Below are 22,834 nucleotides of genomic sequence, written 5' to 3' on the forward strand. Positions count from 1 at the left end.
GCCGGCCCCGAGGGTGCGGGGCGGGGCGCCGGAAGCGCCCCGCCCCGCCCGGCGGTCAGCGCTCGGCGAGCGCCCGCTGCCACACCGGGCTGTCGACGTAGTGGTTGTCGAAGCGCTCGGAGGACTCCTTGATCTCCTCGAAGCTCGCCTCGCCCCGCATCACCCGGCCGAGCAGCCGCAGGTAGTCGAAGCGGGCCATGCCCGGCGTGAAGACGAAGAGCACGTCGGCCTCGGCGCCCGGGGCGGCAGCGAAGGCGTGCGGAGTGTGGGGCGGCACGAGCAGGAAGTCGCCCTCCTCCAGCACGCTCAGCTCCTCGCCGACCAGCACCTGCAGCGAGCCGCCCAGGACGAAGAACATCTCCGACGCCTTGGTGTGGAAGTGCGCCGGGGCGCCGACGGCCCCCTTCGCGAAGGACGAGCGGTAACTGGTGAGCAGACCGCCGGTGGTGTCCGAGTCGGCGAGGAGGGTCATCACACTGCTCGGGTCGGCGGTGGTCTCGGCGTCGGCGGCGCGGGTCAGGAGCGGGGCGAAGGTCTGCGGCGTGTTCATGAAGATCACTTTAGTGCGCACAGTGACCGATGACAGGGTGCATTCGGCACCCGAGATCATGGGTCAATTCCCGGGCCGTGCGTGACGCCGCCTCCCCGGGGCGCGACGCCGTCTCCCCCGGATGCGGGGGGCTCTCCCCCGGGGTGCGAGGCCGTCTCCCCCGCCCGGCGGAGGCGGATCGTCGCCGGGCAGGAGGTGCGGCGGCCGCCGGCACGGAAGCGTGAGAGCCATGACACGGACCCTCCCTCCCGCGCCGCGGCCCGCCGCCGCACGCCCCGGCACCACCCGGGGGGCGCGCCCCGGCACCGCCCGCCGCGTCCTGCGGACCTTCGCCGCGGTGGCCGGCCTGCCCTACATCGCCCTCAAGATCGCTTGGGTGGCGGGCAGCGAGATCGGCATCCCGGCCGGGAGCCCGCTCCTCGACCACCGGACGCTGCTGATCGTCGCCAACACGGTCTCCGTGGTCGCCGACGCCCTGGTCGTGGTCCTCGCCCGGCTGCTCACCGAGCCGTGGGGCCTGCGCGTACGGGCCTGGCTGCTCGCCTTCCCCCTGTGGGTGGCGACCGGACTGCTCGCCCCGATCATGGTCGCCTTCCCCGCGCAGCTGGTCACCGCCCTGTTCACCGGCCCGGGGAACCGTACGGCCGACGGCGGTCCGGCCCGGCCGTTCCTCGACGAGTGGGTCTTCGGCGTCGTCTACGGAGGCTTCATCGTCCAGGGAGCGGCCCTGGGCGCCCTGTTCTTCCTCTACGCGCGCGACCGGTGGGGCCACCTCTGGCGCGGCACCCTCGGCGAGCTGCCCGCCCGGTCCACCGGCGCCCCGGTGCGGATCGCCGCCGTGACCGCCGCCGTGCTCGCCGTCGCCTCCGCCGCGCCGCACGTGCGGTGGGCGCTCGGCTCCACGGCCGGCCTCTCGGCGGCCCGCATGGCACAGCGCACCTCCGACGTCGCCGTCCTGGAGTGGACGCGGGTGCTCTTCGCCGCCGTCGCCGTCGGCGCCGTCCTGCTCCTCGTCTCCCGACGGCCCCGCGGGCTCCCGGTCCTCGCCGTCCTCGGTCCCGGCTGGGTCGCCACGGGCGGTCTCGGCTGCTGGGGCGCGTATCTGAGCCTGGTGTCGCTGATGCCCGAGACCGATCAGGAGAAAGCGCACTCGGTCCTGATGGAGGTGACCTACGCTGGCGAAATGATCACCGGGTTCCTGCTCGCCGGCTGTCTGGCCGTCTTCCTCCGCCGACGCGCCGCGTGAGAGCCCGCCGGGCCCGCGCCCTGCTCGGGCAGCGGACGCGACGACGGTGGATCCATCTCATCCTCGGCGGCGCCCTGTTCATGCCGTACTGGCTCGTCGGCACCGTGGTCGCGGGGCCGCTCGCCGGCGGGGCATCCGCGTTCACGGGCGGTCTGACGGCGCAGGCGGCGGCGTACGCCATCGGCGTGCCGATCGCCGCCGCCACCTCGTTCTTCCCCTTGGTCCGGCCGATGTCGGTGGCGGCGGTCCAGGCGCTGTGCGGGGTGCCGGCGCACCGGTTGGCCGACGGCCCGGCCCGGGGGCGCGCCGACCAGGCCCGGACGGCGGCCTGGTTCACGCTGCACCTCGGCGTCGGCGCGCTGGTCAGCGGGGCGTCCCTCGCCGTGCCGCCGTTCGCGCTCACGCTGATCGCCCTGCCGTTCTCGGCCTCGCTGCGGGCCTCGGCGGCGAGCCTCTACGGGAACGCGGACCACGCCTGGGCGGCCTGGGCCGGCGTCCCCCTGGGGCTGCTGATGCTCCTGGCGCTCTCCGCCGTCGCGGCGGGGGCCGGGGGGCTGCTCGCCCGGCTGGCCCCGCGGCTGCTCGGCCCGAGCCGGGTGGACCGTCTCGCGGCGGCCGAACGGCGCGCCGCCGAGCTGGCGGTGAGCAACCGGCTCGCCCGCGAACTGCACGACTCGGTCGGCCACGCGCTCAGCGCCGTCACGCTCCAGGCGGGCGCCGCCCGCAAGGTCCTCGACTCCGATGTGGAGTTCGTCCGGGAGGCGCTGGCGGCGATCGAGGAGACCACCCGGCGGACGGTCGGCGAACTGGACGCGGTCCTCGGCCTGCTGCGCCGGGGCGACGAGGAGGGCGAGCCGGCGGGGCCCGGGCTCGGCTCGCTCGACGCGCTGGTCGCGGGGGCGGGACGGCGGGTGGAGCTGACCGTGACCGGGACGCTGGACCGGATACCGGAGGCGGTGTCCAGGGAGGCGTACCGGATCGTCCAGGAGGGCCTGACCAACGCGGCCCGGCACGCGGAGGGGGCGCGCGTGACCGCGCGTCTCGCCCTGCACGAAGAGGAGCTGGAGATCACCGTGGAGAACCCCTTGCCCGGCCGCGCGCCGGTGGCCCGCCCGGACGGGGGCCGCGGCCTGCGGGGCATCGCCGAGCGGACCCGGCTGCTCGGCGGCACGGCCCAGGCAGGGCCGGCCGACGGGATGTGGCGGCTCGCCGTCCGGCTGCCCGTGGCGGGTGGACGATGATCCGGATCGTCCTCGCCGACGACGAGCGGATGGTCCGCACCGCCCTGCGGGTCATCCTGGACGCGGAGCCGGACCTCACGGTCGTCGGCGAGGCGCCGACCGGCGCCGAGGCGGTGTCGGTCGTCCGCGAGCTGCGGCCGGACGTGGTGCTGATGGACGTGCGGATGCCGGAGATCGACGGGATCCGGGCGACCGAGCAGATCCTCGCGGGGATGGCGGAGCCCCCGCGGGTCGTGGTGGTGACGACCTTCGAGAACGACTCCTACGTCTACGACGCGCTGCGGGTGGGCGCGGCGGGGTTCCTGTTGAAGCGGGCGGCGGTGGAGGAGCTGGTCGGGGCGGTACGCCTGGTGGCGCGCGGCGACTCGCTGCTCTATCCGGCGGCGGTACGGGGTCTGGCCGCCGAGCACGCCCGGCGCGGTCCCTCGGCGCCGCCGCCCTGGGCCGCCCGGCTCACCGACCGTGAGTCGGAGGTGCTGCGACTGATGGCGACGGGCCTGACGAACGCGGAGATCGCGGCCCGGATGGGGGTCGGCCCGGCGACGACGAAGACCCATGTGGCGGCGGTCCTGGCGAAGACCGGCGCCCGGGACCGGACGCAGGCGGTGATCCAGGCGTACGAATCGGGGTTCGTCAGAGCGGGGTGAGCCCGCACGCCGGATCCTGAATCGAACCTACGCCCGACGACCGCATGAAGGTTCCCTGAGAAACCGGACACATCCGGAACGTCCGGTCCCCCTTCGGTCGTCCCGCATATGGGATGAACAAGACGATCAGGCGCGCCTCGGTCTTCGCGCTGCTCCTGGTGCTCGCCCTACTGGGCCGGGCGACCTGGATACAGGCGTACGAAGGCAAGGCCCTCGCGGACGACAAGAGCAACCGGCGGAACATCATGGCGCAGTACGCGCAGCCGCTCGGGAACATCATCGTGGCCGGCTCGCCGGTCACCGGTTCGAAGAAGACGGAGGGCACCGACCTCGCGTACAAGCGGGACTACACCGACGGTGAGCTGTACGCGGCCGTCACCGGCTACAGCTCGCAGGCGTACGGCTCCACCCAGCTGGAAGGCATCTACTCCGACGTCCTGGACGGCACGGACACCCGGCTGAAGAACCCGCTGGACGCCCTCACGGGCTCGGCGCAGGAGCCGGGCGACGTCCTGACCACGATCGACCCGGCCGTGCAGAAGGCGGGGTACGAAGCGCTCGGGGACAACAAGGGCGCGGCGGTCGCCATCGACCCGAAGACCGGCCGGATCCTCGGCCTGGTCTCCACCCCGTCGTACGACCCCTCGAAGATCGCGGGCCTGAACGACGGCTCCGCCTGGCGGGAGCTGACCACCGACGAGGACAAGCCGCTGGTCAACCGGGCGCTGCGGCAGCCGCTGCCGCCCGGGTCGACGTTCAAGCTGGTCGTCGCGGCGGCCGCGCTGGAGGACGGGCTGTACGGCTCGGTCGACACGCCGACCGAGAGCCCCGATCCGTACACGCTGCCGAACACCCGGACCGTCCTGAAGAACGAGAACGCCTCCGCGCCCTGCGAGAACGCCACCCTGCGCACCGCCCTGCGGTACTCCTGCAACAACGTCTTCGCCAAGCTGGCCGTCGACCTCGGCCAGGACAAGGTGAAGGCGATGGCGGAGAAGTTCGGCTTCCGCGACACCGAGCAGGACGTGCCCGTGCGCGCCTATCCGAGTGTGTATCCGTCCGACATGGACAAGGCCCAGACGGCGTTGACCGGGATCGGCCAGTTCGATGTGACGGCCACCCCGCTGCAGATGGCCATGGTGTCCGCGGCGATCGCCAACGATGGACTCATGGCGTCGCCGCACATGGTCTCCGAGGTCTCCGACGCGGACGGGGACGCCCTGGAGTCCTTCGAGGACGGGAAGACCGAGCGGATCCTCTCCTCGTCGGTCGCGGAGCAGCTGCGGAGCGCCATGGTGACCGTGGTGGAGAAGGGCACGGGCGGCAACGCGGCGATCGACGGCGCGGAGGTCGGCGGCAAGACGGGCACCGCGCAGCACGGCGAGAACAACAGCAAGACGCCGTACGCCTGGTTCACGTCCTACGCCAAGGACGCGGGCACCGGCAAGGAGGTCGCGGTCGCCGTCCTGATCGAGGACTCGGGCGCGGCACGCTCGGAGGTCAGCGGCAACGGACTGGCGGCCCCGGTGGCGCAGAAGATGATGAAGGCGGCGCTGGGGTGACCTCCGTGTAGGCCAGAAGGAGGTGGCGGTCTCCTTCCTCTCGTCCGCGTGGATCTCGCTGCAGGCGAGGCGGGAGTGGTCGTCGACGGCGCGCGGGGGCGGCGGGCTGTCCGCTTGCCGGGAATCGGATCGCCGGCAACGGGGTTGGTGGGGGACGAGCCGTTTTTGGAGGGGTCATGCGAGCGATTCAGGTGTACGAAGTGGGCGGTCCCGAGGTGCTGCAGGAGGCCGAGGTGGACCAGCCGCGGCCGGGTCCGGGCGAGGCGATCGTGGAGGTCGCCGCATCCGGGGTCAACTTCCTCGACGTCTACTACCGCGAAGGCCGGTACAGCCTCCCGCTGCCCTTCACCCCGGGCGCTGAGGGCGCCGGCACGGTCGTCGAAGTCGGACCCGGCGTCGCTGACGTCGCCGTCGGGGACCGGGTCGGTTGGGTGGAGATTCCCGGCACGTATGCCGAGCGGGCCGTCGTGGACTCCTCCCGGCTGGTGCCGCTGCCCGACGATATCGGCTTCGAGACAGCCGCCGCCGTGCTCCTCCAAGGCATGACCGCGCACTATCTCGTCAAGGACGCCTACCCGGTTCAGGGGGGCGACACGGTGCTCGTGCATGCGGCTGCTGGTGGGATGGGGCTGCTTTTGACCCAACTCATCACCCATCTCGGCGGCAGGGTGATCGGCACGACGTCGACCACGGCGAAGGCCGAGCTGGCGAAGCGTGCCGGGGCCGCTGAGGTGATCCTTTCCTCCGCGGTCGACGATCTCGCAGCCGAGGTGAGGCGGCTCAACGGCGGTCAGGGACTGCCGGTCGTCTTCGACGGCGTCGGCGCGCACACCTTCGATGCGAGCCTCGCCAGCCTGCGAACCCGCGGCCATCTCGTGCTCTTCGGCGCGGCCAGTGGTGCCGTGCCTCCGTTTGATCCGATGCGGCTCGCCGACGGTTCGCTGACCCTGATCCGGCCGAGCGTCGGGCACTTCATCGCCGATCGGTCCGAACTGCTCCGACGGGCCGCCGACGTGTTCGAGTGGGTGCGCTCCAAGGCGCTTGAGGTCACCGTGACGGGCCGCTACGCCTTGTCGGAGGCCGCCCAGGCCCACAGCGATCTGGAGGCTCGGCGTACCACCGGCAAGCTGCTCGTCGTACCCGATGCGGCCGCTGTGGGAGGCCGCGGGGAGACGCAGAGCTGATCCCCCCTTCAAGCTCCCTCAGCCGAGACCTGGCTCACCCGTCCACAACCTCCCGGGACAGAACAGCTAGGGCCCCGCTCCCGGATCCGGCCTGATCCAAACGAAAGGCCCTAAGGCCTTTCGAGGGGCCTGGCCATGAAGAGGGCCGTCTCGCCCTCGGACGGCGTGCCGGTGTAGAGCGTGGTGTCGAGGCCGCAGAGCCGGAATCCCATGCGCCGGTAGGCCCGTACCGCCGGGACGTTGACGCTGGTGACCTCCAGCCAGGCGGTACGGGCCCCCCGGTCACGGCCGTACGCGAGGGCGCGGCGCATCAGTTCGCCGCCGATGCCGCGGCCGCGATGCGCGGGTTCGACGGTGATCCGGCGGATGACGAGCCGGTGGTTCCACTCCTCGACGGCGACGGCGACGACGCCCAGGACCGTGCCGTCCGCGTCGACGGCCACGATCTCGTGCGCGTCGTCGTCGGTGTCCGGGGCGTCGGGTTCGTCCTCGGGGAAGACCTTCGCCAGGGGCGGGTCGACGGCGACCATGCGGAGTCCGAACCCGACGGCGCCCGCGGCGACTTCGTAGACGTGTTCCGTCGTGAACGAGTCGTCGAGCGCGGCGATCGCCGATTGGTCCGCGGGGCCCGCGACGCGATATGCAAGGTCACTCATGACCCGAGCATAGATTCGACTCCGCGGAGGACCGCCGTGCGTCTGCCCCGTTCCCTGTCCGGCTGGACCATGGCCGTCTTCGGGCTGCTCGCCGCGGCCCTGGGGGTGGTGGGTCTCGTCTCCCCGGACACATTGCTCACGGTCATGGGCTTCGACCCCATACCCGGCACGGGACGCGCGGACGGAGACCACACCCTGGTCTTCCTGACCGCCTCCTCGATGGCGGCGCTGAACATGGGCGTCTACTACGTCCTGGCCGCCTGCGCCGACTGGAAGCCCTTCTTCCGCTGGACGGTCCCTTTCCGCCTCCTCACCTGCGCCGTCTTCACCCTGGCCGTCCTCACGGGCCGCGCGCCGGCGGGTTTCCTCGGCGTGGGCCTGTGGGAGGGCCTGGGAGCGGTGCTGACGGGGGCGGCGCTGCGGTACGAGAACCGCGGCGGGAGGAAGGCGGTGGCCTGACGCCGACGCCCCCCCGCCCCGGCCGTGGTTCAGGCCGGCGTCCGCAGGGCCGCCCGTACCGCCGTGAGGTCCGCGTCCGAGGCAAGGCCCGCGTGGTAGAGGCGGAGTTCGGTCGCTCCGGCGGCGGCCGCGCGCCGCGCGTCGGCGGCCAGGGTGGCCGGGGAGCCTCCCATGCCCCTGACGATCGGGAGGTTGGCCGCGAGGACGGAGCCCGGGGCCGCGTGGGCGGCGAAGAGGGCGACCGAGGCGGCCGGGGTGACCACTCCGTCCGCGAGGCCGAGGACATGGGCCGGGTCGGTGCCGGCGTTGGCGCCGCAGCGGTCGGGGCGCGGGTCCGCGTGGAGCAGGACGCGGAAGCCGGGCGGGGCGGCCGCCCGGACCGCCTCCACCGCGGCCTCCTGGAAGGCGCGCGCGGTACGGATCCGCCAGGACAGGGCCGCGTCGGCGTCGGCGGTCCCGAGCCGTCCCGCGGGCCGCCCGGCCCAGACCGGTTCCAGGGCGGCCCGTACGGCCGCCGCAAGCCCGTCCGGGTCCACGCCCTCCGCCCCGTACCCCTGCCGGCAGGACGGGCAGAAGCACAGCGACATCAGGTACTGCTCCGCGTCCCCCAGCGGCACGCCCGCCGTCTTGTCGTGGGCGTGGAGGTGGGCCAGCCCGTACCAGCCGCAGGACTCCAGCTCGGTGCCGGCCGCCCCCGGCCGTACCGCCGCCTCGGCGGCGAGGTCGACCAGGAACGCGCGGACGGCGGGCATGGCGATGCACGGCGCCCAGGGGTAGCGGTCGCCGTACGCGTTGACGACCGAGGTGTCCGGACGCTCGGCGCCCAGCCGGGAGTTGTGGGCGAGGACGACCCAGCTGTGCACCTCCAGGCCCGCCTCGGCCAGCGCCCGCGCCGCGTCGCCGAACGCGTCGCCCGGCGCCCACTCCCCCGCCGGGTACGGCCGCGGGGCCCGTCCCGACCAGCGGGCCGGGTCCGGGGGGTAGAGCACGGCGGCGTGCTCGGCGGTGACGACCCGGTGCGCCGGGTGGCGGGGGGTGAGCGCGCGCGTGGAGTGGTAGGCGGAGGCGAGGGTGACCTGTGTGACGCCAAGGTCCGCGAGGAGGGCCGGCGCGGCCGGGTCGCCGACCACGTCCCAGGGGTAGACGAAGGTCCCGGCCCTCACGACGCGGCCCCGGCGCCCGCGCCGCCGTCCCGGCCCTCGCCATGGGCGTCGGACCCGTCGGCGCCACCGGCTCCACCGTCCCCGGTCGCCAGCAGCGCGCGCCCGCGCTCGATGATCGTGGCCAGCTCCTTCAGGTGCTCGGGCGCCGGCTCGCTCAGCGGGGGCCGTACCTCCCCCACGTCCAGACCCGCCATCCTCACCGCCGCCTTGACGAGGGAGACGGCGTATCCCCGCCCCTTGGCGCGGAGTTCGACCAGCGGCCGGTAGAAGCCGTCGATGAGCCGCTCCACGGTCGCGTCGTCCCCGGACGCGAAGGCGCGGTGGAAGGCGAGGGCGATGTCGGGGGCGAAGCAGAAGACGGCGGAGGAGTACAGCGTGACGCCGATGCCGCGGTAGGCGAGGCCGGTGAGTTCGGCGGTGGGCAGGCCGTTGAAGTAGAGCAGCCCGAGGCCTTCGGCCCGTACGGCGCTGACGATCCGCTGCATGAGGTCGAGGTCCCCGAGGCCGTCCTTGAGGCCGATGACGCCCTCGACGCGGGCCAGGGCGACGGCGGTCTCGGGGGTCAGGACCGCGTTGTCGCGCTGGTAGACGATGACGTCGAGCGGGGTGGCGGCGGCGAGCGCGGTGTAGTGCCGCAGCAGCCCCGCCTGGTCGGCGACGACGAGGTACGGGGGCATGGCGAGGAGCCCGTCGGCGCCCGCCTCCTCGGCGAGGCGGGCGTACCGGATCGCGAGCGCCGTGCCGTAGCCGGCGCCGGCCACGACGGGGACGCGGCCCGCGGTCTCCTCGACGGCGGCGGCGACGCAGTCGCGGAACTCCTCCGGGGTGAGGGCGTGGAACTCGCCGGTCCCGCAGCAGGCGAAGACCGCGGCCGCGCCCGCCTCGACGCCGGCGCGCACATGGGCGCGGAAGAGGTCGAGGTCGACGGTGCCGTCCGGACCGAAGGCGGTGACGGGGAAGAACAGCAGGCCGTCGAGCCGGTCGGCGAGCGGGGCTGAGGTCACGGGCGCTCCCAGAGAAGTCCGTCGTGCACAATTCTGATTGTAGTCCATATTTATGAACGCTTTCACGCTAGAGCAGCCAGGGAGCGCGGGTCAAGGCACTCACCCTCCCCCGAATGGACTCTTGACGGCCCGTCCAGGGACTCTTGACGACCTTGGAGCCACTCCTTAGCGTGTCCATGGTTGTGAATTCGATCTACGGACGGAGATCTCTTGCATGCCCGCACCCCGCACCGTCCTGCTCACCGGCGCCGCCGGTGGGGTCGGCACCCTCATGCGGGAGCTGCTGCCCGCCCATGGATACGACCTGCGGCTGCTCGACGTGGCGCCCGTCGACGGCGCACCGGACGCGATCGTCGCCGACCTCGCCGACCGCAAGGCGCTGCGGGAGGCCGTCCGCGGCGTCGACGCCGTCGTCCATCTCGCCGGGATCTCGCTGGAGTCCACCTTCGAGAAGGTCATGGCCGCCAACGTCACCGGCCTGCACCACCTCTACGAGGCCGCGCGCGAGGAGGGCGTGCGCCGGATCGTCTTCGCGTCGAGCAACCACGCGGTGGGCTTCACCCCGCGCCCGCGCGGCGACGATCCGCTCGTCCCGGTCGACACCCCGCACCGCCCGGACACGTTCTACGGCCTCTCCAAGGCCTTCGGCGAGGACATGGCGCAGTTCTACTGGGACGCGCACGGGATCGAGACCGTCTCGGTGCGGATCGGCTCCTGCTTCCCCGAGCCGACCTCGGTACGGATGCTGTCGATATGGCTGAGCCCGCCCGACTGCGCCCGGCTCCTGCACGCGGCGCTCACCGCGGAGGACGTGGGTCACACGGTGGTCTACGGCTCCTCCGCCAACACCCGCCTGTGGTGGGACCTCTCCTCCGCCCGGGCGCTCGGGTACGCACCGCGGGACGACTCGGAGCCGTTCGCGGAGCGGATCATCGCCGAACGGGGGCTGCCGGCCGACGACGACCCGGCGGAGGCGCACCTGGGCGGCCACTTCTGCACCGACCCGCCGCGCTGGCCGCACTGAACCCGCCCGCCCGGCACGGCGCCGGGCGGCACGGAGCAGACGGATACACGGGCCCGGCCGGACTATGCGGGGGAGCGCCGGCCGGGGCCCGGGTCACGGCATGCGTGGCACACCCGACCTCCGCACTGTAGGACCACCGCCCGGGCGGCACGATCCGCGCAGCGCGGCGGCTGTCCGGATAACGCGACGGACCTGTGGGGCGGGCCGCGCCCGCCGCCGGCGACGGCGCGGGAGGCGACGGCCCCGGGGCGACGGGTCGGACGAGACCGCGGGCCTACCGGCCCGCGGGTCCGGCGGGCGACGAGCCCGGGTCGGGTCCGGACGCGCTCCAGGAGGCCGACCCGCGCAGTGTCTGCGAGGGCGTCTCGCCGAACCGGGCCCGGTACCGCGCCGCGAACCGCCCCTGGTGCGCGAACCCCCAGCGCCAGGCCACCTCGCCCACTCCCCGCTCGCCCGGGTCCGCCTTCCTGAGCTCCTCGTGGACCCGGTCCAGGCGGACCTCCCGGACGTACGCCATCGGTGACATCCCCACGTACTCCCGGAAGGACTCCTGGAGCCTGCGGACGCTCACCTTGGCCAGGGCGGCCAGTTCGGTGGTGGTGAAGGGGTGTTCGGGGCGCGCCCGTACGGCGTCCATCGCGCGCTTGACGGGGGCGGGCCGCAGCCGTTCGCCGGGGCGGTCCAGCTCCTCGCGCCACGGGTGCTCGGCCGCCAGCAGCAGCCCGTTGAGCAGCGCCTCCTGCAAGGGCAGGGCGACGAGTTCGTGGTGGGCCAGGCTGTCCCCGCGCAGGGCCTCCCGGGCGGCCTGCCGGGCGAAGCGCACCCACGCCAGGCCGGGGCCGCGCGAGGTGTCCAGGCGGGGCGCGAAGGAGAGCCGGCCGCGGGGCGGGCGGCCGGTCAGGCGCTCCAGGTGGTCCCGCAGCGCGGCCGCGTCGATCTTCACGGAGAGCGCCCGGCAGTCACCGCTCCACCGGTCGAGGACGGTGTCGCCCAGCGGGTCCAGCACCACCGCCTCGGCCGCCGTCGCGAGCAGCGGAGCCCGGCCGCCGCCCTGCCGCAGCTCCATGATGCCGCCGCCCATCGGAGCGTTGACGTGGAACGCCCCCAGCTCGCCGAAGCGCATCCGCACGTCCGCCCCGCAGGCGAGGTCGCCGATGACCAGGGGACCCAGCTCGACGGTGTCGAAACGGGCCGCGAAGGGGCGGTCCCACCGCTCGATGACGTCCATGACGTTGGCGTAGTACCGCGCGCCGATCTCCACCCGCGCCTGGTCGACGTCCCGCGTACGAAAAGAGCTCCCACCCACGAGTCGCAAGAATATTCGCATGACGGACCGGTCCCCGACCGGCAGGATGCCCGTCATGCCTCAGCCTTTCGGATTCAGCTACGCGCGGCGCGCGGACGGCACGGTCGTGCTCACCCACCGCGGCCGTGCCGCCGGGACCCTGCGGGGCGATCGGGCGGAGAAGTTCCTCGCCGAGGTGGGGTCGGGCGACGCCCAGCTGGTGATGGCCCGCTGGACCGGCGCGTACAAGTTCGGCAACGAACGCACCGCCCGGAACCACCCCCGTCATCAGAGTGGCCGAAGGGGGCGAAGGTAAGGGAACGGCAAAGCGGTCTCGCTCGTTAGCCCTGGCATGACCGCTATGACCCCCGGCTCGAACATCCCTCTCTCCGCCGCGCGCGTGGCGGTGGACGTCGCCGCACCGGTGCGGCTCGACGTCTCGGGCCTGCTGCTCACTCCCGAGGGCAAGGTGCGCTCGGACGACGACTTCATCTTCTACAACCAGCCGGCCGGCCCGGGCGTGACGTACCGCTCCGGCGGCGGCGCGGCGCCGGACGCGATCGTCGTCGACACCGGAGCGGTACCGGCCGGCATCGAGAAGATCGTGGTTACCGCCAGCCCGGACGCGGCGGGCCAGTCCTTCCAGGGCATCGAGCCCACCGCGACGATCCGCGACGCCGACGACGGCAGCGTCCTCGCCACGTTCACCCCGCCGCGGCTCGGCACGGAGACGGCGCTGGTGGTCGTGGAGATCTATCTGCGCAACGGCGCCTGGAAGGCGCGGGCCGTGGGACAGGGCTATGCGGACGGGCTCGCCGGCATCGCCACCGACTTCGGCGTCTCCGTCGACGAGGAGCCGGCCGCGCCCGCCGCCGCGGCCCTCGCCCCGGCCGCTCCGGTGGCCGCCCCCGTGGCGGCCGCGCCCGCCGCCCCCGCCGACCCCCGCGTGGCCGCCTCGACGCCTCCCCCACCCGCCGCGGCCCCCGCGCCCGCCGCCGCCACGGGAAAGATCAACCTGGACAAGGGCCGGGTCAACCTCCAGAAGAACCAGACCGTGTCCCTGGTCAAGGGCGGCCGGCCGCTGCTCTCCCAGGTGAAGATGGGCCTCGGCTGGGAGCCGGCGTACCGCGGCAAGGACATCGACCTCGACGCCTCGGTGATCGCGTACGGCCCCCAGCGCAACCACCTCGACAGCTGCTACTTCGGCAAGCTGTCCATCCTCAACGGCTCCATCAAGCACTCCGGTGACAATCTGACCGGCGAGGGAGCGGGGGACGACGAGGTCATCGTCGTCGACCTCGGCCGCCTCCCGGCCGACGCGACCGGCCTGGTCTTCACAGTGAACTCCTTCTCGGGACAGAAGTTCACCGAGGTCGCCAAGGCCTACTGCCGGCTGATGGACGCGGCGACCGGCGAGGAGCTGGTCCGCTTCGACCTCACCACCGCCGAGCCGCAGACCGGCGTGATGATGGCGAAGCTCATCAAGCAGTTCTCGGGCGAGTGGGAGATGACGGCGCTGGGCGACTTCGTGAAGTCGCGGACCGTCCGCGGCATGGTGAAGCCCGCCGCCCAGGCGCTCTGATCCGGTCCGCGCGCCGGTGTCCTGTGCGGACGGCCCACCGTCCGCACGGGACGCCGGTGGCGGGAGCGGCGCGTCCGGAGGGGAGTCAGTGCGGCTGAGGGACGCGGTTCCGTACGGCCGTCAGGTCGGCGGCGTCGTCGGCGAACTCCTCGAGGGCGCGCCAGATCTCCGTCGTGACCCGGACCGCCTCCTCCGTGTCCCCCGCCGCGCAGGCCTCGATCAGCCGGTCGTGGAGGGCGGCCGAGCCGCAGGCTCCCGTGTCGCCGAAGAGCCGTCGTTCGACCCGGCGCAGGAGCGGGGTGAAGCGGTCGATGGTGGCGGCGACGGCGTGGTTGCCGCTGGCGCTCACGAGGACCTGGTGCAGCTCGTCGTCGGCGCGCAGGGCGGCCTCGACGTCGGCGGAGCGGACCGCGGCGGCGAAGCGGACGTTGGCCTCGCGCATGGCGCGGATGCCTTCGGGGCCGAGCAGGGGCACACCGGTGCGGGTGGCGAGTTCGTGCATGACCCGGACGACGGCGGCGGCGTCCCGGACGACGCGGCTGACCAGTCGGGTGACCCGGGTGTAGCTCTGGGGCTTGGTCTCCACGAGGCCTTCGTCGGCGAGCCGGGCCAGGGCCTCGCGCACGGGGGCGCGCGAGAAGCCCAGCCGCTCGGCGAGCTCGGCGTCCTTGATCACGGAGCCGGGCGCCAGGTCCCCGCGCACGATGGCATCGCGCAGGGCCTCGTAGGCCTGGTCACGCAGCAGTGTCCGGCCCACGGGCCGCAGTCCGTCCATGAGTTGACATGTTAGGTGTCAGTCCGTGGGACTGACCAGGTCGGCGGCCCGGCGGACGGGTGCGGCGGAGCGCTCGGCGGACTCTCTACGGTGGAGGGACGGCGTACGTCTCCCCGAGGTCACCGGATCTCGGGGCGCACGGTCCCGTGCGCGTACGCACGCCGGCCGAACCAGAGTCGAACAGAGAGGCCACCTTCCATGAACCTGCCCGCGTCCGGTCGACGGGTCCTGGTCAGCGGGGCGTCGCGGGGGCTCGGCCGCGCCGTGGCCCAGGCGTTCGCCGCCCAGGGCGACCGGGTCGCCGTCCACTACGGCACCCGCGCCGACGAGGCCCGCGAGACCCTCGGCTCGCTGGACGGCACGGGGCACGCGCTGGTCGGCGGCGATCTGGCGGATCCGGCGGGGGCGGCGGCGGTGGAGGCCGCCGCGGCGGAGGCGCTGGGCGGGATCGACGTGCTGGTGAACAACGCGGCGGTGAACCTGCCGCATCCGCCGGTGGAGACGCCGTACGAGGAGTGGGCGGAGATCTGGCAGCGGCACGTCTCCGTGAACCTGCTCGCCACGGCGAACCTGAGCCATCTGGCGGCGCGGCGGATGATCGGGCAGGGCGGTGGCGGGCGGATCGTCAACATCGGTTCCCGCGGGGCGTTCCGGGGCGAGCCGGATCACCCGGCGTACGGCGCGACGAAGGCGGCGGTCCACGCGCTGGGCCAGTCGCTGGCGGTCGCCCTGGCCCCGCACGGCATCGGCGTCGCCTCGGTGGCCCCTGGCTTCTTCACGACGGAACGCGTCGCCCCGCGCCTCACGGGCCCGGAGGGCCCCTCCATCCTGGCCCAGAGCCCCTTCGGCCGGGTGGCCACGGCGCCCGAGATCGCCGCCGCGGTCCTCTGGCTCGCCTCCCCGGAGGCGGAGTGGTCCTCGGGCACGATCCTCGACCTCAACGGCGCCTCCTACCTGCGCACCTGACCGGCCGGCACCGGCGCGGCGCCGGTACGGCACCCCCGGGCGGGGTCGGCGGCCCGGACGGAGCCCGGGCAGCGCCTCGCGGCCGAGCCGGGCGCGCGGCAAGGGCGGCACCCCGGGGCGCCGGCCCCGGCCCCCGCTCGGGCCCGAAGGCCAAGCGGCCGTGAGGCCCCGCCCCTGGTGCGGCCCCCTTACGCCCCCTGGCGGGACCGGGCCTTGAAGGCGGCCTTGCGGGCCTCCTTCGCCGAGGGCTTGTCGCGGTGGAGGCGGCCCATAGCCTCCAGGACCTCCGCCGTCGCCGGGTGTTCCACCCGCCAGGCCGCCTCGAAGAAGCCGCTGTGGCGGCCCGTCAGGCTCTCCACCAGCTCCTGGAGTTCCTCCAGGTCGCCGTCCGAGTCCAGCTGCGCCGCGATCGTGTCGATCGCCAGCCAGAAGATCATCGACTCCGGCGGCGCCGGAATGTCCGCCGCGCCCCGCTCCGCCAGCCAGACCCGCGCCAGGCCGCCCAGCTCCGCGTCGTCCAGGACCTCGCGGACCGCCGGTTCCGCCTCCGCGCCGACCAGGGCCAGCGTCTGCTGGCAGTGCAGGCGCCGCAGCGGAGAGCCCGCGTCCGCGCCCCGCGCCGCCGCGAGCAGTTCGCGCGCCGCCGTCACCGCGTCCCGCCCGGCCAGCCAGCCGGCCGTCTCGGCACGGGCCGCCGTCAGGGGGTAGTGCGCGATCCCGTCGAGCAGCGCGTCCGCGCCCTTGCCGGCCAGGTCGCCGACCGCCGGGGCGTCCACGCCCGCCTCCAGCATCCGCGCCCGGACGCCGTACAGGCCGAGCGGCGTCAGCCGCACCATCCCGTACCGCGTGACGTCCTCCTCGTCGACCGGCGGGGCCGGCTCCTCGCCCTCCTCCGCCATCAGCGCCTCGTCGACCGGCTGGTATTCGACGAGCCCGATCGGTTCGAGCAGCCGGAACTGGTCGTCGAGCCGCATCATCGCCTCGGACACCTGCTCCAGGACGTCGTCGGTCGGCTCGCCCATGTCGTCCGGGACGATCATCGACGCCGCGAGCGCGGGCAGCGGTACGGGTCCGTCGCCCGCCCCGGCCTCGCTGACGGTCAGCAGGTAGAGGTTGCCGAGCACGCCTTCGAGGAACTCCGCCTCTTCCTCGGGGTTCCAGTCGAGCAGCTCGAAGTCGATCTCGCCGTCCTCGTCGATGGCCTCCGCGAGGTCGTCGATCACGGGCGCGGTAGCGTCGGCGAAGACCACGTCCAGGCCGTCGAGCCAGACGCCGAGCACGTCCCGCGGCGCACCGCCTCCGGTGAGGAGCGCGAGGTTCTCGCCGGCCGTGACCGTGCCGACGGCCTCCGACTCCTCGTCTCCGTCGCCCTCCCGCGCCGCGTCGCGCGCACCGTCGGAGGCGTCGAAGTCCGTGTCCTCGACCTCCACGAGGCCCGTGTCGACCGCGACCCGCCACGCCTCGCTCGCGTACGCGGCGCCGTCCTCGTCCGCCGCCAGGCCCAACGCCTCGGCGGCCGCGGCCAGCTGCCCGTCGATCAGCTCGCCTCCCGCGCCGACCCGGGTCTCCGGCCCCGCCCAGCGGGCGAGCCGCACGGCACGGGCGAGGAGGGGGGTGGCCAGGGCGTCCCGCGCCAGCTCCGCGTCCGTGTGCAGCTGAACGGGGGGCAGGGTGGGGCGGTCCGATGCCATGAAGGGTCTTCTCCTCGAAGCTAGGCGGGGGGTGGGGGCCCGGGTCGGTCAGAGACGGCCTTCAGGGTAGACGCAATTCCGACGAGGTCATCCGGTTCACGGATCCGTCAGCCTTCGTACACCCGTCGACCCTTGACAAGGGGGGCGCCCAGACAAGAGATTGACGCGCGTAGATCTATTGACCGATTCTCCAAGCAGCTCCGGAGTTCCTTGATGCCTTCCTCCATACCGAGATCCGCGGCCGTCGCCGCCGTCGTGTCCGCCGCGCTCGCCGCCGGGCTCCTCGCGGGCTCCTCCGCCTCGGCGGAGACCACTCCGACGACGGCCGCCGGCGTCCGCGTCCACGACGTCCAGGGCACCACGCGCGTCTCGCCGCTCGTCGGCAAGCAGGTCACCGGTGTCACGGGCGTCGTCACCGGCGTGCGCACCTACGGTTCGCGCGGGTTCTGGATCCAGGACCCGCAGGGTGACGGCAACCCGGCCACCAGTGAGGGCCTCTTCGTCTTCACCAGCTCCGTGCCCACCGTCGCGGTCGGCGACGCGGTCAGCGTGGACGGCACCGTCGGCGAGTACGTCCCCGGTGGCCTGAACTCGGGCAACCAGTCGATCACCCAGCTCTCCCGGCCGACGGTCACCGTGGTCTCCTCCGGCAACCCCGTCCCGGCCCCCGTGACGATCTCCGGCCGGTCCGTGCCGGACGCGTACGCCCCCGAGGGCGACCCGGCCGCCGGCGGCTCCGTCAACGGCCTCCCACTGCAGCCGAAGGCGTACGCCCTGGACTACTACGAGTCCCTGGAGGGCACCAACGTCCGCGTCGGCACCTCGCGGGTGGTCGGTGCCACCGACCCGTACTCCGAGCTGTGGATCACGGTGAAGCCCTGGGAGAACGACAACCGCCGCGGCGGCGCCGTCTACGGCTCGTACACCGCGCAGAACACCGGCCGGCTCCAGATCCAGTCGCTGACCCCGATCGCGGAGAAGCCCTTCCCGAAGGCGAACGTCGGCGACGTCCTCGCCGGATGGACCGAGGGCCCGCTGGACTTCAACCAGTTCGGCGGCTACACCCTGACCGCGCGCACCCTGGGCACGGTCGTGGACCGCCGGCTGCAGCGCGAGACCACGGACCGCCAGCACCGGAACGAGCTGGCCGTGGCGACGTACAACGTCGAGAACCTCGACCCGTCCGACCCGCAGGAGAAGTTCGACGCGCTGGCCGCGGCCGTGGTGGACAACCTGGCCTCGCCCGACATCCTCGCCCTGGAGGAGATCCAGGACGACAACGGCGCCACGAACGACGGCACGGTCACCGCCGGACAGACGCTGAAGAAGTTCACGGACGCGATCGCGGCGGCCGGTGGCCCGGCGTACGAGTGGCGCTCCGTCGACCCGGAGAACAACAAGGACGGCGGCGAGCCCGGCGGCAACATCCGTCAGGTCTTCCTCTTCAACCCGGAGCGGGTCTCCTTCACCGACCGCTCGGGCGGCGACGCGACGGCCGCGACCGGTGTCGTCCGCGGCGAGCGCGGCCGCGCCGCGCTGACCCTGTCCCCCGGGCGGATCGACCCGGCGAACACCGCGTGGGAGAACAGCCGCAAGCCGCTGGCGGGCGAGTTCACCTTCCGCGGCCGGACCGTCTTCGTGATCGCCAACCACTTCGGTTCGAAGGGCGGCGACGAGGGCCTGACCTCGCACCACCAGCCGCCGAACCGTTCCTCCGAGGCGAAGCGCCTGCTCCAGGCGCAGTCCGTGAACGCCTTCGTCAAGGACGTGCTCGCCATCGAGAAGCAGGCCGACGTGCTCGTGGTCGGCGACATCAACGACTTCGAGTTCTCCGAGACCACGAAGGCGCTGACGCACGGCGGGGCGCTCTACCCGGCCGTGAAGTCGCTGCCGCGCGGCGAGCGCTACTCGTACGTCTACCAGGGCAACAGCCAGGTCCTCGACCAGATCCTGACCAGCCCGGGGATCCGTCGCTTCGAGTACGACAGCGTGCACATCAACGCCGAGTTCGCCGACCAGAACAGCGACCACGACCCGCAGGTGCTGCGCTTCCGCCCGTAGCCGCACCGCAGCGCTCCGGACGCGCCGCGGCCCGCCGACCGTCTTCCGGTCGGCGGGCCGCGGCCGTGCGCGTGGCGCCGGGTGGCGTCAGTCCTTGACGTACGTGCTGCCGAGGATCGCGGCGTGTTCCAGGACGTCCTCCAGCGGGTCGTCGACCTGCCCGACGGAGATCAGGGAGACGTGCGGCCCGTTGTGCGAGTGGTGGTGCGTCTCGTCCGCCGTGGCGGACGTGGCGGGCACCAGCACCGCCGTGGCGGCCAGTACCCCGATCAGTCCGCCGACGGTGGGCCTCGTCCTCATGTCGACTCCTCGCCTTTTCTGCTCGTGTGACGCTGTGATCAGCGCCACCGTGCTAACGCAGAGTCACCCGCATCGGTCACGTCGGGTCAGTTGTGGCTGTGGAGCACGTCGTTCAGTCCGCCCCAGACCGCGTTGTTCGGGCGGGCCTCGACGGCGCCGGTCACCGAGTTGCGGCGGAAGAGGATGTTCGAGGCGCCGGACAGGTCGCGGGCCTTGACGACCTCGCCGTCGGGCATCGTGACGCGCGTGCCGGCGGTGACGTACAGACCGGCCTCGACCACGCACTCGTCGCCGAGGGCGATGCCGACGCCCGCCTCGGCGCCGATCAGGCATCGCTCGCCGATGGAGATGACGACGTTGCCGCCGCCGGAGAGCGTGCCCATGGTGGAGGCGCCACCGCCGATGTCGGAACCGTCGCCGACGACGACACCGGCGGAGATCCGGCCCTCGACCATCGAGGTGCCGAGGGTGCCGGCGTTGAAGTTGACGAAGCCCTCGTGCATGACGGTGGTGCCGGCGGCGAGGTGCGCGCCGAGCCGAACACGGTCGGCGTCGGCGATGCGGACACCGGCGGGGGCGACGTAGTCGGTCATCCGGGGGAACTTGTCGATCGAGGTCACCTGGAGGTGGAGGCCCTCGGCGCGCGCGTTGAGGCGGACCTTCTCGACGTCGTCGACGGCGACCGGGCCGAGCGAGGTCCAGGCGACGTTGGCGAGGACGCCGAAGACGCCGTCGAGGTTCTGGCCGTGCGGCTTGACCAGCCGGTGGCTGAGCAGGTGCAGGCGCAGGTACGCGTCGTGGGCGTCGAGCGGCTTGTCGTCGAGGGAGGCGATGACGGTGCGGACGGCGACCACCTCGACGCCCCGGCGGGCGTCCACGCCGATGGCCTTGGCGGCGCCTTCGCCGAGGGCGTCGACCGCGGCGTCGGGGGTGAGCCGCTCCGTGCCGGCGGGGCCGGGGGCCTCGGTCAGCTCGGGGGCGGGAAACCAGGTGTCGAGAACGGTGCCGTCACCGGCGAGGGTGGCGAGGCCGGCGGCGACGGCGCCGGTGGTGCGAGGAGCAGTGGTCATGCGGAAAACCTAACGGGCGGGCCCCCGCGCGGGCCAACCGGTCTCAGGTGTCGGTCGAGCCGTCCGGCGGATCCGACGAGGCCGCGACCGCCCGATTCGGCGGTTCCACCGGCACGGCCGCCGGCGCCGAGCGCGTCCCTTCCGCCCGGCCGCGCCCCGACGTCCGCCCCGGCGCCGGGGCGAGCACCCGTGCCAGCACCTCGCTCGCGTACGCCTCGTCGTACGCCCCGTCGGTCAGGAGCACCTGCAGACAGATGCCGTCCATGAGGGCGACCAGGGCGCGCGCCGTGACGGGGTCCGTGCGCCGGGACAGGGCGTCGGTGACGGCCTCGGTCCACTCGGCGGCGACCGGGCGGAGGACGGGGCGGCGGAGGGCGGCCAGGTACAGCTCGTACTCCAGCTCCACGCCCGTCCGTTCGCCGCCGAGCCAGCGGCCCATCAGCGCGGCCAGTTCGCGCGCGAGGTCGGCCTCGGGGTCGGCGAGCCCGGGGCTCTCGCGGACCGCCCGCCCGAAGCCTTCGTTGGCCTGGCGCAGGGCGGCGACGAGGAGTTCGTCGAGGGAGGAGAAGTGGTAGGTGGTGGAGCCGAGCGGTACGTCCGCCTCGGCGGCGACCGTGCGGTGGCTGAGTCCGGCGATGCCGCGCCGCCCGACGACGCGCAGGGCCGCGTCGACGATGCGCCGGCGCCGTTCGGGGTCGTGACGGCGGGCGCGGGCCATCAGTGCGCTCCGCCGAGGTTGAGGACGACCACGCCGACGACGATCAGCACGATGCCGGCGAGCTTGGCGAGGCTCAGCGACTCGTTCATGAAGAGGACGCCGATGGCGGCGACGGCCGCGGTGCCCACACCCGACCAGATCGCGTACGCCGTGCCGATCTCCAGCGTCTTGAGCGTCTGCGCGAGGAGGGCGAAGGCGAGGAGGTAGCCGCCGACGGTGAGGAGGGAGGGCCAGAGGCGGGAGAAACCCTCGCTGTACTTCATGGCCGTCGTTCCGACGATCTCCGCCGCGATCGCTCCGGCCAGCAGTCCGTATCCCATGTGTACGAGCGTACACATGGATAGGGACACCCGTACACATATATCCGTACGTCTGTACGCACGGCCTCCCGCTACGGTGTCCCGCATGACGCATCACTCGGGACCGTACGGCTACGGCTACCCTCCCCCACCGCCTCCGCCGAAGCCCGGCGTGATACCCCTCGTGCCGCTCAAGCTGAGCGAGATACTGACCGGCGCCTTCGCGACCCTCGGCCGCTACTGGAAGCAACTGCTCGGGGTGACGCTGGCGGCCTACGGCGCGGCGACGCTGGTCCTGGCCGCGGCGGTCGGGATCGCCTACGGGGTGGTCGGCGACCACCTGTCCGCCGTCCTCGACCTCTCGGGCGCCCGCGAACCGTCCTGGGACGACGTACGGCCCCTGCTGATCGCGGCCGTCTGCGTCTGGCTCGTCGCCATGATCGTGATGGTCGCCGCGAGCGGTCTGGTGTACGCGGCCTGCCCCGCCGTCCTCCAGGAGGCGGTGCTCGGGCGCCCCACCACCTTCGGCGCGGTCTGGCGACGCTCCTGGGCGAGCCTGCCGGCGGTCCTCGGCACGGTCTTCCTCACCATGCTGCTCATGCTGCTGCCCATGGCGCTCTTCGGCGCCGCCCTCGTCGGTCTGATCGTGGCGGCCGTCGCGACGGCGAACGAGTCCGGCTCGGCCTCCTGGGTGCTGCCGGTCCTCGGCCTGCTCGGCGCGCTGCTGCTGTTCCCGCTGACGGCCTGGCTCTGGGTGAAGCTGAGCCTGGCCCCGTCGGCGGCGGTCTTCGAGAAGCAGCGCGCGGTGGAGGCGATGCGCCGCTCTTGGCGCCTGGTGCACGGCTCCTGGTGGCGGATCTTCGGCGCCCTGCTGGTGGCGGGCCTCATCTCGGGGATGGCCGGCTCCTTCTTCCAGCTGTTCGCCCAGCTCTTCTCCAGCCCCATGACCTTCACCGCCGAGACGGCCCCGGAGTCGCCGGGCGAGGTCCTGGCGGAGATGGCTCCCTTCCTCGCGGCCTCACTGATCCTCTCGACGCTCGGCCAGATCGTCGTCTCGGTCTTCCCGCCGCTGGTCACCAGCCTCGTCTACGTCGACCAGCGCATCCGCAAGGAGAACCTGGCGCCGGTCCTCCTCCAGGCGGCGGGAAGCCCCGCGCCCGGCAGCTGAAAGCGCGGTCCGCGGCCCGGCCGGAGGCGGCTCCTCCGCCGCCGGCCGCCGACCGGACGCGTATGCGAGAACGGCCGTGGCCCCCCCGGCCCGGGCGGGGCCCGCCCGGGCACCGGTGTGCGGGGGGCGCGGCCCTCGTTGTAGCCCCGCCCGCGGCGCTGCGCCCCGCCCGCGGGCGGGATC

22 protein-coding genes and 1 pseudogene are annotated in these 22,834 nt (G+C 73.5%); 12 read left to right on the forward strand and 11 right to left on the reverse strand.

Annotated features, from left to right (window positions below):
* Positions 1–55: 55 nt before the first annotated feature.
* Positions 56–550 (reverse strand): cupin domain-containing protein, encoded by a 495-nt coding sequence (locus tag ACFZBD_RS17970; RefSeq protein WP_391140549.1) that lies wholly within the window; start codon positions 548–550, stop codon positions 56–58.
* Between the two features lie 229 nt (positions 551–779).
* On the opposite strand from ACFZBD_RS17970, the gene ACFZBD_RS17975 reads away from it, so the two are divergent.
* The 5 genes from ACFZBD_RS17975 to ACFZBD_RS17995 all read left to right on the forward strand — a co-directional run bounded on the left by ACFZBD_RS17975 (position 780) and on the right by ACFZBD_RS17995 (position 6,430).
* The gene (locus ACFZBD_RS17975) at positions 780–1,796 is read left to right on the forward strand and encodes a hypothetical protein (RefSeq protein WP_391140550.1); all 1,017 of its coding nucleotides are present in this window, start codon (positions 780–782) and stop codon (positions 1,794–1,796) included.
* On the forward strand, positions 1,793–3,037 hold the full coding sequence (locus tag ACFZBD_RS17980; RefSeq protein WP_391140551.1) for a histidine kinase: 1,245 nt from the start codon (positions 1,793–1,795) through the stop codon (positions 3,035–3,037). Before ACFZBD_RS17975 ends, ACFZBD_RS17980 begins: the two co-directional genes overlap by 4 nt.
* Positions 3,034–3,684: a response regulator gene (locus ACFZBD_RS17985; protein ID WP_391140552.1), complete on the forward strand. Its 651-nt coding sequence runs from the start codon at positions 3,034–3,036 to the stop codon at positions 3,682–3,684. Before ACFZBD_RS17980 ends, ACFZBD_RS17985 begins: the two co-directional genes overlap by 4 nt.
* Positions 3,685–3,797: 113 nt before the next feature.
* Complete coding sequence (locus ACFZBD_RS17990; RefSeq protein WP_391140553.1) at positions 3,798–5,246, forward strand: penicillin-binding transpeptidase domain-containing protein; 1,449 nt, start codon at positions 3,798–3,800, stop codon at positions 5,244–5,246.
* Between the two features lie 176 nt (positions 5,247–5,422).
* Positions 5,423–6,430 (forward strand): zinc-binding dehydrogenase, encoded by a 1,008-nt coding sequence (locus ACFZBD_RS17995; protein ID WP_391140554.1) that lies wholly within the window; start codon positions 5,423–5,425, stop codon positions 6,428–6,430.
* 110 nt (positions 6,431–6,540) lie between these two features.
* On the opposite strand, the gene ACFZBD_RS18000 is transcribed toward ACFZBD_RS17995, so the two are convergent.
* Positions 6,541–7,086, reverse strand: coding sequence for a GNAT family N-acetyltransferase (locus ACFZBD_RS18000; protein ID WP_391140555.1), 546 nt, complete (start codon positions 7,084–7,086; stop codon positions 6,541–6,543).
* 69 nt (positions 7,087–7,155) lie between these two features.
* Between ACFZBD_RS18000 and ACFZBD_RS18005 the strand changes: the two genes are divergently transcribed.
* A complete protein-coding gene (locus ACFZBD_RS18005; protein ID WP_391141186.1) occupies positions 7,156–7,545 on the forward strand; it encodes a hypothetical protein in 390 nt (129 codons plus the stop codon).
* A 29-nt stretch (positions 7,546–7,574) separates the two neighbouring features.
* Here the strand turns inward: ACFZBD_RS18005 and ACFZBD_RS18010 are convergent, their stop codons facing one another.
* Positions 7,575–8,708, reverse strand: coding sequence for a hypothetical protein (locus ACFZBD_RS18010; RefSeq protein WP_391140556.1), 1,134 nt, complete (start codon positions 8,706–8,708; stop codon positions 7,575–7,577).
* The gene (locus ACFZBD_RS18015) at positions 8,705–9,712 is read right to left on the reverse strand and encodes a 5-dehydro-4-deoxyglucarate dehydratase (RefSeq protein WP_391140557.1); all 1,008 of its coding nucleotides are present in this window, start codon (positions 9,710–9,712) and stop codon (positions 8,705–8,707) included. The genes ACFZBD_RS18010 and ACFZBD_RS18015 overlap by 4 nt, the downstream gene beginning before the upstream one ends.
* A 214-nt stretch (positions 9,713–9,926) precedes the next feature.
* Here ACFZBD_RS18015 and ACFZBD_RS18020 point away from each other — a divergent pair, with 214 nt between their 5' ends.
* Positions 9,927–10,736: an NAD-dependent epimerase/dehydratase family protein gene (locus tag ACFZBD_RS18020; protein ID WP_391140558.1), complete on the forward strand. Its 810-nt coding sequence runs from the start codon at positions 9,927–9,929 to the stop codon at positions 10,734–10,736.
* A gap of 274 nt (positions 10,737–11,010) precedes the next feature.
* Here ACFZBD_RS18020 and ACFZBD_RS18025 read toward each other — a convergent pair whose 3' ends face one another.
* Positions 11,011–12,042: a helix-turn-helix domain-containing protein gene (locus ACFZBD_RS18025; RefSeq protein WP_391140559.1), complete on the reverse strand. Its 1,032-nt coding sequence runs from the start codon at positions 12,040–12,042 to the stop codon at positions 11,011–11,013.
* A gap of 55 nt (positions 12,043–12,097) precedes the next feature.
* On the opposite strand from ACFZBD_RS18025, the gene ACFZBD_RS18030 reads away from it, so the two are divergent.
* Together ACFZBD_RS18030 and ACFZBD_RS18035 are read left to right on the forward strand one after the other, a co-directional pair.
* A complete protein-coding gene (locus tag ACFZBD_RS18030) occupies positions 12,098–12,337 on the forward strand; it encodes a hypothetical protein (RefSeq protein WP_391140560.1) in 240 nt (79 codons plus the stop codon).
* 36 nt (positions 12,338–12,373) lie between these two features.
* On the forward strand, positions 12,374–13,603 hold the full coding sequence (locus ACFZBD_RS18035) for a TerD family protein (protein WP_391140561.1): 1,230 nt from the start codon (positions 12,374–12,376) through the stop codon (positions 13,601–13,603).
* An 85-nt stretch (positions 13,604–13,688) separates the two neighbouring features.
* Here ACFZBD_RS18035 and ACFZBD_RS18040 read toward each other — a convergent pair whose 3' ends face one another.
* Positions 13,689–14,378, reverse strand: a complete 690-nt coding sequence (locus ACFZBD_RS18040; protein WP_391140562.1) for a GntR family transcriptional regulator — start codon at positions 14,376–14,378, stop codon at positions 13,689–13,691.
* Positions 14,379–14,576: 198 nt separating this feature from the next.
* Between ACFZBD_RS18040 and ACFZBD_RS18045 the strand changes: the two genes are divergently transcribed.
* Positions 14,577–15,344 (forward strand): SDR family oxidoreductase, encoded by a 768-nt coding sequence (locus ACFZBD_RS18045; RefSeq protein ID WP_391140563.1) that lies wholly within the window; start codon positions 14,577–14,579, stop codon positions 15,342–15,344.
* A 188-nt stretch (positions 15,345–15,532) separates the two neighbouring features.
* Here ACFZBD_RS18045 and ACFZBD_RS18050 read toward each other — a convergent pair whose 3' ends face one another.
* On the reverse strand, positions 15,533–17,035 hold the full coding sequence (locus ACFZBD_RS18050; RefSeq protein ID WP_391140564.1) for a hypothetical protein: 1,503 nt from the start codon (positions 17,033–17,035) through the stop codon (positions 15,533–15,535).
* 213 nt (positions 17,036–17,248) lie between these two features.
* Here ACFZBD_RS18050 and ACFZBD_RS18055 point away from each other — a divergent pair, with 213 nt between their 5' ends.
* Positions 17,249–19,096: an endonuclease/exonuclease/phosphatase family protein gene (locus tag ACFZBD_RS18055; protein WP_391140565.1), complete on the forward strand. Its 1,848-nt coding sequence runs from the start codon at positions 17,249–17,251 to the stop codon at positions 19,094–19,096.
* 87 nt (positions 19,097–19,183) lie between these two features.
* On the opposite strand, the gene ACFZBD_RS18060 is transcribed toward ACFZBD_RS18055, so the two are convergent.
* From ACFZBD_RS18060 to ACFZBD_RS18075, 4 genes and pseudogenes are all read right to left on the reverse strand, one after another.
* A complete protein-coding gene (locus ACFZBD_RS18060; protein WP_391140566.1) occupies positions 19,184–19,396 on the reverse strand; it encodes a hypothetical protein in 213 nt (70 codons plus the stop codon).
* Between the two features lie 86 nt (positions 19,397–19,482).
* Positions 19,483–20,466: a 2,3,4,5-tetrahydropyridine-2,6-dicarboxylate N-succinyltransferase gene (dapD, locus tag ACFZBD_RS18065; protein WP_391140567.1), complete on the reverse strand. Its 984-nt coding sequence runs from the start codon at positions 20,464–20,466 to the stop codon at positions 19,483–19,485.
* A 154-nt stretch (positions 20,467–20,620) separates the two neighbouring features.
* Positions 20,621–21,184, reverse strand: a pseudogene (locus tag ACFZBD_RS18070) (TetR/AcrR family transcriptional regulator); the annotation flags it as partial.
* Positions 21,184–21,504, reverse strand: a complete 321-nt coding sequence (locus tag ACFZBD_RS18075; RefSeq protein ID WP_391140568.1) for an SMR family transporter — start codon at positions 21,502–21,504, stop codon at positions 21,184–21,186. The pseudogene ACFZBD_RS18070 and the gene ACFZBD_RS18075, both read right to left, overlap by 1 nt.
* 85 nt (positions 21,505–21,589) lie before the next feature.
* Here ACFZBD_RS18075 and ACFZBD_RS18080 point away from each other — a divergent pair, with 85 nt between their 5' ends.
* Positions 21,590–22,651, forward strand: coding sequence for an oxidoreductase (locus ACFZBD_RS18080; RefSeq protein WP_391140569.1), 1,062 nt, complete (start codon positions 21,590–21,592; stop codon positions 22,649–22,651).
* Positions 22,652–22,834: the final 183 nt, after the last annotated feature.

It is taken from the genome of Streptomyces sp. NPDC008121, from assembly GCF_042957155.1.
In the GTDB taxonomy this organism is placed as follows: domain Bacteria; phylum Actinomycetota; class Actinomycetes; order Streptomycetales; family Streptomycetaceae; genus Streptomyces.